Genomic DNA, 8,847 nt, shown 5'->3' with positions numbered 1-8,847 from the left:
AACTGCAGCGGCTGGAAGACAAACTGCGTGCTGGTGAACCCGTTAACCTGACCGACTACGATCTGACCGACAAGCAGCAGGAAGAGCTCACCGCGTGGCAGAGCGAGACGCCCGACAAGCAGAAAGCCGACGATCGGGGGCTGGACCAAATTCTGTCAATTTCGGTCCCCCCCAAATATAAGAGCAGCGATTTTATTTCCACCGGCGGTGCGCGTTATTGGGCGCTGCGGGGTAAACTGGATGTGCCCAAAGAACGCTGGGTCAGTTTTCCCCACTGCGAAGGGCCGGACGGCACATTGATGATTGCCTGGGCCGGATACAATCATCTGCAGTTAACGCAGGCGATCAGTGCCTATTTCGTCGAAGTCCAGGAACATCTGGGGGGCCGCGACGATGTGCGTTTGATCCCTCTGCTGGCGGGTGTGATCGAACTGTTGCCCTGGCTCAAACAATGGCACCACGACCTCGACCCCGAATTCAACCAGCGGATGGACGAAGTCTACGAAGGCTTCGTCAACGAAGAAGCCCGCGCCCTGGGCAAAACCAGCGAAGAAATCAAAGCCTGGCAACCGCCCAAGAAACAGGCGAAGACCCGAAAAAGTAAAACGGCTAAAGGAAAAACAACATGATCAGCCCGAAACGGCGTCAGGAGATTATTGATGCCCTGCGCAGGGGGACGGTCCCCCAGAACAGTCTCGATGCATTTGCAGTGGGTCTGGACGGTTTTGAAGGGGCCCTTGATGATGAGCTGGACAAAGTCGCTACGGGAGGCGGTGTCTTCAAGGCGGTACGTGGTGAATACGGTTGTGGTAAGACCTTCTTTTCCCGCTGGCTGGCCGACCGTGCCCGCAAACGGGGATTCGCGACCGCTGAGGTTCAGGTCTCTGAGACGGAAACGCCCCTGCATCGGCTGGAGACCGTCTATCGACGTCTGATGGAACGTCTTTCCACAGCCGACACACCACAGGGAGCCTGGCGCAACATTGTGGATGGCTGGTTCTACGCGCTGGAAGAAGATGTGCTCGCCGAAGGGACTGTTGCCAACGACGATGAAGAGGCACTGATTGCGCGGACCAGCGAACTGTTGGAACAGCGGCTGACGAAAGTGACCGATACCGCGCCGACTTTCAGTGCCGCGCTGCGGGGGTACCGTCAGGCACTGGCAGCCAATGAGCGGGCGACCGCGGAAGGGATTCTGGGCTGGCTGGCCGGACAGCCGAACGTGGCATCGGCGGCCAAGCGATACTGTGGCGTGAAAGGGGACATCGATCACTTTGGGGCGCTCAGTTTTCTGCAAGGCGTGCTGGTGGTGCTGCGCGACTCTGGTCATCCGGGCTTGTTGCTGATTCTGGATGAAGTGGAAACGATTCAACGTGTGCGGAGCGATGTCCGCGATAAGAGTCTGAACGCCCTGCGTCAGCTGATCGACGAAGTGGATGCGGGCCGGTTTCCGGGGCTGTATCTGCTGATCACCGGGACTCCCGCCTTCTTTGAAGGTCCCCAGGGAATTCAAAGACTGGAACCACTTGCGCAGCGGCTGCATGTCGATTTTCAGATGGAGGCCCGGTTTGACAATCCGCGTGCCCCCCAGATCCGTCTGCCCGCGTTTAACCTGGAGCGGCTGCAACTGGTGGGCTGCAAGGTCCGCGATATTTTTCAGGAACACGCCGACTCCGCCGATCGCATCGCAACATTGTGCGGCGATGACTACATCCAGGATCTGGCCGAGGCAGTGGCCGGGAAGCTGGGGGGGAAAATCGGCGTCGCGCCACGCATCTACCTGAAAAAGGTGACCGATGTGCTGGACCGGATCGATCAGCACGCCGACTTCAATCCCCGCGCCGACTACAGGCTGACGATGACCGATTCTGAAATGACAGCCATCGAACGCCAGGCCGCAGCCGCGACTGACGTGGATGAAATAGAATTGGATTTGTAATGTGCGCGAAAAAAAAGGATGCGTTCAATTACATTGCAGAGATGTTAGGTGGACTGAACGGTGACAACAAGTGCATGCCGCCAACATCACTTTACAGTGAAGGCTGGATGCTCAGGTTGATACTGCATGCCGCCAGTGAGGGGCTGCTGGAAAATTTCATTCCAAAAGGAGATGTAACACTGAACTGGTTTTCTGAAGCCAGATTGTACACACCGTTTAGAAAATCACGTGGTAAAGCTTATGAAACATGCACCAATGTCGATGGCATCGTCGGCGATTTTCAATGGAAAACAGGTACTCAAACAGGGGTCGAACTATTAGAGAATCCAAAACGTTTTGAAGTTTTTGAAGCGAAAATGTTTTCTCAGCTTTCTAAAGGAGTCAAAGCAGACCCCGAGTATGATCAGGCTGTTCGAACTGTGGCCTGTATGGCGGAGACATTAGCAACGAAAGAGATCACGCCTGAAGATGTTCCAATGATTTCGTTCCGGATAATTGCACCGAGATCACAAATCAAGAAAGGTCTTTTTAAGACCAAACTTAGCAAGACGAACATGCGTAAGCGGATCAAAAAGCGGATCGAGCAGTTTGTTGGACCAGAAAGAGAAGAACTGCATATCTGGAAAACTGAATATTTTGAGCCTCTGCTGAAAAAACTTAATGAAGATGATCAGCTTCGCTGTATAAGCTGGGAAACATTAATTGATGCAATCTCTGATGAGAATAGACAGACTGCAATTAAACAATTTTATATTCAATGCTGTTTAGCGGCGAGAAGGAAAAACCCCTACCCTGAAGAGGGGGTATAGTATGAGTAGTTTTGACCGTCTGCATCCTGCGTTGCAGCATCATATTGTGAACAGTCTGGGCTGGCGTGAGCTGCGGCCGTTTCAGGAAGCGGTGATTCCCGAGATCCTGGACGGCAAGCATATGATCGTGCTGGCGCCGACGGCCGGGGGGAAGACGGAAGCGGCTTTTTTTCCGGTGGCTTCCCGGATGCTGACAGAGGGCTGGTCCGGATTGAGCGTACTCTATCTCTGCCCGATTAAGGCGTTACTCAATAACCTGGATGTGCGGCTGGACCGGTATTGCACGTTGCTGGGGCGACGTTCTGCATTGTGGCATGGGGATGTGAAGTCATCCGCACGCAAGAAGATTCTGCGCGAACCGCCTGATATGCTGCTGACGACGCCTGAATCATTGGAAGTGATGCTCGTTTCGCCGAATGTGGATGCACGCAGTCTGTTTCGCAATCTGCAAGTAGTGGTCATTGACGAAATCCATGCCTTCGCCGGCGACGATCGGGGCTGGCATCTACTTTCGGTTCTGGAACGGGTCTCAAAACTCTCCGGTCGTGAGATCCAGCGTCTGGGGCTTTCCGCGACGGTCGGCAATCCGGAGACCCTGGTGGACTGGCTGGCCGGTTCATGCGCGGGGCCACGCGATGTCTTTTTGCCCTTGGAATCCAGCGCCAGTGCTGCGGATGTGCAGCTCGATTATGTCGGTTCGCTGTCCAATGCGGCGGTGGTGATTTCCCGACTGCATCGAGGGGAAAAACGACTGGTGTTTGTCGACAGCCGCGCCCGCGCCGAGCAGCTCGCATCCGAATTAAGACGGTTGGAAGTCACCACATTTGTGACCCACAGTTCACTCAGCCAGGAGCAACGCAACCAGGCAGAAGAAGCGTTTGCCTCACGCCAGGACTGTGTGATTGTGGCAACAAGTGTGCTGGAGCTGGGGATTGACGTCGGTAATCTAGATCGTGTCATCCAGATCGATTCACCACCGACGGTATCGAGCTTCCTGCAGAGGATGGGGCGGACCGGGAGACGTGCGGGGACACTCAGGAACTGTCTGTATCTGGCGACAAAAGATGAAACACTGATCCAGGCAGCCGCATTGATTGAACTGTGGGCCGAGGGGTATGTCGAACCCATTGAACCGCCGCCGTTGCCGTATCATGTACTGGCGCAACAGTTGATGGCGCTCGTGCTGCAGGAAAGCGGCATTGGCCGAGCGGAATGGTTCAAGTGGGTGTCTGGTGTCTCCGGCTTTCAGGCGATCACCCCGGATCGTGTAGACCAGCTAGTGACCGCCATGCTCGAAAAAGAGATTCTCTGGGACGACTCGGGAATTCTGGGCATGGGACGTGCGGGGGAAAATACATTTGGCCGCAAGAATTTTATGGAACTACTCTCCGTATTCATGTCTCCTCCGTTGTTTTCCATTTTGCATGGGCGTAACGAACTGGGGTATGTCGACGAAATGACTTTCCTGGGCAAGCAGGAAGGCCCCCGAATTCTGTTACTGGGGGGGCGGGCCTGGCAGGTGAATCATATCGACTGGCAACGACGGCGGGCGTATGTGGAACCGACCGAATCAAAAGGTCGCACCCGATGGATGGGCGAAGGGCAGGGACTGGGGTTCCGTCTGTCTCAATCTATCAAACGTGTCCTGGCCACGGATGACCATGCCGACTACTGGTCCCGGCGCGCAATAGAACGGATTGAAGAGATCCGGTATGACTCTCCCTGGTTACAGACAGATTCGTCAGCCGCGATCCAGACCAGTAAGGGAGAAGTAGAGTGGTGGACCTTTGGAGGCAACCGGGCGAACGCGACGCTGGCACGCGCGCTTTCCCGGCTTATCCAAAATGAAGTCACTCACGACAGTTTCAGTTTGACATTTCCTGCTGCTTTAAAACTGCAGGATGTGGAATCAGCGATTGGATCACTGAGACAGCAGGACGTAGTAAACCTGTTTCCTGCTGTAGACGAAAATGCCATCGACGGGTTAAAGTTTTCGGAATGTCTGCCGAATCAGCTGGCGATCGAAATGCTGGAGCGGCGACTGCAAGACATAACAGCAACACAGCATGTCATTCAAGAGGATGTGCGGTTCATCGTGCAGCAGTAGCTTGATGTCATTTCCGACATCAGAAAGTTGATCCCCGAGCTTCAGAAATCATTTTCCGTTTGGGTGTTAAAATTCTGTTCGTCCTCATGAAGTATGTTGAAATAATCATCGAGCTCATCCCAACCTGCATCCTGCGGGATGGGATTAGGTTCGATGAAGACTACATCCATTAAAGTAGCCCACATTGCTTCACAGGACCGACGTGGGCTGAGGCCGATGATGGAGTTGTAAAAAGATGTTGGGAATCGACAGTGATGCGAGTGGATAAATGGCTCCCATGTATTATAAAGTTCTTCCTCTTCTCTAATATCTAATATTTCGATTTCTTCCAAATTCCTGGTTTCAGCGTTTTCCCATCCAGCTTTCAACAGATCTACTGCTTCGACATCCGTTACGGGGGCGCTGTAGCCAAACACTGTTACAACAAATGCATCCTGAAGAAATCGCTGCAACAGTTCCCAGCTTTTTGCGATGTACGGGTCTGAGGCATAGTTTTTCTGTCCAACGGGGTACAATAGTCGGCTGTCCTGCAGAGGCTTGTTGCAACGATGGCAGTTATTTCCTCTAGCTCCAACTGCTATAGGCTTGTGATCCATACAATGACCGATGGCGGTGTTACCATGCAGAAATAATGTCACTGGACACAGATCCGGATCTTGGGAACGAGCGATCGCCTGTACAAGAAACGGATCCCAGTTGAATGTGGCAATGACATCTTTTTTTCTCAGTGATCTGACAAGGTGATCGTAAAGAGTCGGCTCATCAGGCAGTTCAAGTGAAGCAAAGTAATCGAAGACTGCAGAATCGATCTTTCGAACAAGTTCAGGATGTTCCCCTGCTATTACGAGGTTCGAATAGAGAGTCTCGAAATCATCACGGTGTTCAGTGATTCCGGCTTCATCAAGCATTTCACCAAGGCCGACAACATCAACGATGTTCCACATCAGTGGCAGCTTTAGTCCATATTTATTACCAGGAGGAAATGCTGCTAAGCTGGCACCAGCACCAAGAATTACAACATGTGGTCGTTCCATATCAGGAACTTGAATTCTTTTTCGATCGAGTTCAGACATCATACTCCCTTGGCTTTATCTAAAAATGCTTTCCAAGACGATCAGCTTCGTCCCAGATTGCCTTTGATATGTACATTGTGTTTTCCCTGGAACCAAAGTCTCGTGCCTCGACTTTGCCGAAACAAGCCTAAAAAACCATACTGTCGATCAAAGACATTTACATACCAGGAACGTTCTCCAAGGTCGGGTAACTTCTCTTTTACTCCAGCTAAATCTCGTCGCCAGCTCCCCAGGTTATTCGCAATCAGCACGGCACTGCGTTTCGTTACATCATAATAAAGTTCAGATCGATCTGATAAGGTTTCATCAAAACCGAACGAATCGCTATGCCCCAGGTGCAATGGATTTGTACCACCGTAAAAAGGGTTATACCACTCAGCCTCAGGGCGATACAGAAATGCTCTCCACCACTCCAGACTGTTGAAGAGCGATTTTTTCGCATAATCTTCAGCACGGCTATTTGCCGGGAGAAAAATACCAGAACCATGAGTCCAGACCCATGCGGCATAATAATCAAGTTGTCCTTCGTTATTCCAAAGTTCAGAAACGATTCGGAGTAGAGGGGAATCATCAACAGACTGGTCTTGTTTGTACCACCAGGCAAGGCCTGCTCCCGGATTCTTCCATCCCAGTAGCGCAGGAAACAGGTAGTGAAGAGTCTCCCAGTAGGAACATGCTTCATTGAGTGAATCCAACGTTCGCGTTCCAGGAAAGTCATTTTTGAATGATGGGTCAGCCAGCGTGCGATGTAAGAGTGGGATGTGTTTACACCAGCTGTCAGAAACGTTGTAGTCAGGGTACATTTAAACTATCTATTAAAGATATTTTTGTGAAGAATGCAGTGCATAATGCGTGATGAGGAATTACTGCAATTGGATACATTATGGTAGTTGATTAGGGCATGATTCCATTAGTCAGTATTTGATTAAAGGCGGCTGTATAATTTGAAAATGATGTGGCTGAAGGATGGGGCAGGAAATTACTGTGTGTATGGGAGTAGGTCCATACTCAATAATATTACTTAGATAGTGAAATGAATTTCTATTAAGAAATAGTATCATCAGTCCCTTGCTCAAAATATATTTCCAAGTCTTCGGCTTCAAAATGATGGGGTACCACTGTCTGCTTGTTGAAGGGGCCGTGCATTAAATAGGGATACTTATCATCGTTGATTTTTTGGATAACCATATGGTATGCGTTACCTGGTTTTTCACCAGGCTTTGGGTTTGTTTCATGAACAAGTACATCTATCCCAACTATAGAATTAATTCCGTTTAAAATTTCAGATGAGCAATCTCCGCTTGCCATAACTGAGATGGTGTTTTCTTTTCTTGGCAGATTAGGAATATCCTTCCATGTCGAATCAGGTAATTCATTGATTGACCAGCCCGTGAGCACATTCAATCCATCAAATTGATTCGCAGTAAGTGGATATTTTTTAGCCATAATTCAGCTCCAAATTTAAAGACAAAATATAATTAAAAATGCGATCTTCTCTCAAATCCAGTACTAACCATGTATGCAGTGCAATGGTAGAAATATCAGTTACATTTTCAGCGATGCTTCTTAACAGGAAACTTTATCGAAATAATGTTTCGCGGCTTTTATCGCTTGAGGCGTCGTGATCTAGTGGCTCTATTTCTAAAAGGAGTTCTGTTTATGTCTCACATTGTTCCGTATCAGACCAAGGTGAAAGCCTCGATTGCTATTTCTTCTGCTTGTGAATGACTTTAGCTGCCACTACTGTGACACAATAGGAAGCTGCTACTCTCTTTCTCGAGGTGGGGCAACCGAATAGCCACGAATAGACATTTCCCAAAGATCAAAACCATACTGTTCTCTAACAACCGTCATCCGCATTACATCTGTGGTACCGTCCGCAATACGTAGCCCCATGAGATCACGCACTCGGTCACCGAGGTCAACTTCGCGGCTGTAACCCACCGCACCATGAACACGCATTGCTGCATCACAGGCCGCCAACGCAATCTCAACTCCTTCGGCCTTAATGCCATTGACGAGTGGTTCAGCAGCTTCATAGTTACCCTGGTCATAAAATCTAGCTGCCTCTCGTGCCAGTGCTGCTGCCATCCGCAGTTTCGTAAGGTATTCGCCGATTGGTTGCTGAAGATGGGTGAACCGTCCAATCGGTCCTCCTAATACATGACGCTGTCGGATTCGCTCAGCCATGATTTCCAGTGCCCGCTCACCACAACCGATTGCCGCTGCAGCTTGCATTAACCTCCAGTAAAGGAAGTGCTTCTCGAAGATTTTGCTTCCGTCTCCATCCTTACCGATCAGATATTCTGGTCCCACATACATATTGTTGAATTTGAGTCCACCGAAAGAATTACCCGTCAGACCATGAGCGTAACGATCGACGATCTCCAGACCAGGATGGTTAATCGGCAGCAGGAAAACTGACTGAGCATTGGGTGAGCCTTCAGCAGACCTGGTATACAGCACAACATGTGTCGCCTGACGCAGACGCGCATTCCAGAGTTTCGAGCCAGTTAAGCGGAATCCACCACCATCTCTCACTGCCTGGCTCTGCATACTTTTCGTATCCGTACCCGCATCTTCCTCAGTGATCGCCACTGCAAAGTAGGCTTCTCCTGCGACGAGCTTTTGGAGTGCGGCCTTTGCGATAGGAGAATCCATCATCACTACGGGCCGACCGTGAGCACCTCCGACGACATCTCGCAGATTCAGGTTGTACCGACCTGCGTGTCTGAAAACTTCCAGCATCTGCTTGGCGTTCCAGTCACTTCCACCGACTGATTTTGGCAAGTCCAGACCAGGTAGTCCGAAGGCAGCACTGCGTCGTCGCCATTCTCGCGGTGAGGTAAGTTTCCCTTCTGATTTCAGTTGCTCCGCAAGATCGTCGATCGCAGTTTTCATCTGATCGATGGTCAACGG

The 8,847-nt window shown here is 50.6% G+C and carries 7 protein-coding genes and 1 pseudogene; 4 read left to right on the top strand and 4 right to left on the bottom strand.

Annotation, left to right across the window (positions count from 1 at the left end; translation table 11 throughout):
- From AACZ40_RS26505 to AACZ40_RS26490, 4 genes and pseudogenes are all read left to right on the top strand, one after another.
- A pseudogene (locus AACZ40_RS26505) lies at positions 1-629 on the top strand (hypothetical protein); the annotation flags it as partial.
- Entirely contained in the window at positions 626-1,939 is a 1,314-nt protein-coding gene (gene brxD, locus AACZ40_RS26500; protein WP_291166826.1) for a BREX system ATP-binding protein BrxD, read from the top strand. The pseudogene AACZ40_RS26505 and the gene brxD, both read left to right, overlap by 4 nt.
- Positions 1,939-2,748, top strand: a complete 810-nt coding sequence (locus AACZ40_RS26495; RefSeq protein ID WP_291166824.1) for a hypothetical protein — start codon at positions 1,939-1,941, stop codon at positions 2,746-2,748. The genes brxD and AACZ40_RS26495 overlap by 1 nt, the downstream gene beginning before the upstream one ends.
- A gap of 1 nt (position 2,749) precedes the next feature.
- Positions 2,750-4,855: a DEAD/DEAH box helicase gene (locus AACZ40_RS26490; protein ID WP_291166822.1), complete on the top strand. Its 2,106-nt coding sequence runs from the start codon at positions 2,750-2,752 to the stop codon at positions 4,853-4,855.
- 41 nt (positions 4,856-4,896) lie between these two features.
- On the opposite strand, the gene AACZ40_RS26485 is transcribed toward AACZ40_RS26490, so the two are convergent.
- The 4 genes from AACZ40_RS26485 to AACZ40_RS26470 form a co-directional block, all read right to left on the bottom strand.
- A complete protein-coding gene (locus AACZ40_RS26485; RefSeq protein WP_291166820.1) occupies positions 4,897-5,928 on the bottom strand; it encodes a hypothetical protein in 1,032 nt (343 codons plus the stop codon).
- 41 nt (positions 5,929-5,969) lie between these two features.
- Complete coding sequence (locus tag AACZ40_RS26480; RefSeq protein WP_291166818.1) at positions 5,970-6,623, bottom strand: hypothetical protein; 654 nt, start codon at positions 6,621-6,623, stop codon at positions 5,970-5,972.
- 349 nt (positions 6,624-6,972) lie between these two features.
- Positions 6,973-7,374: a hypothetical protein gene (locus AACZ40_RS26475; RefSeq protein WP_291166816.1), complete on the bottom strand. Its 402-nt coding sequence runs from the start codon at positions 7,372-7,374 to the stop codon at positions 6,973-6,975.
- 318 nt (positions 7,375-7,692) lie between these two features.
- Positions 7,693-8,847 (bottom strand): acyl-CoA dehydrogenase (locus AACZ40_RS26470; RefSeq protein WP_339676569.1); only part of this gene is annotated, 1,155 nt, incomplete at its 5' end.

It is taken from the genome of uncultured Gimesia sp., from assembly GCF_963972345.1.
Lineage (GTDB): Bacteria > Planctomycetota > Planctomycetia > Planctomycetales > Planctomycetaceae > Gimesia.
This window is presented reverse-complemented; position numbering and strand designations above follow the sequence as displayed.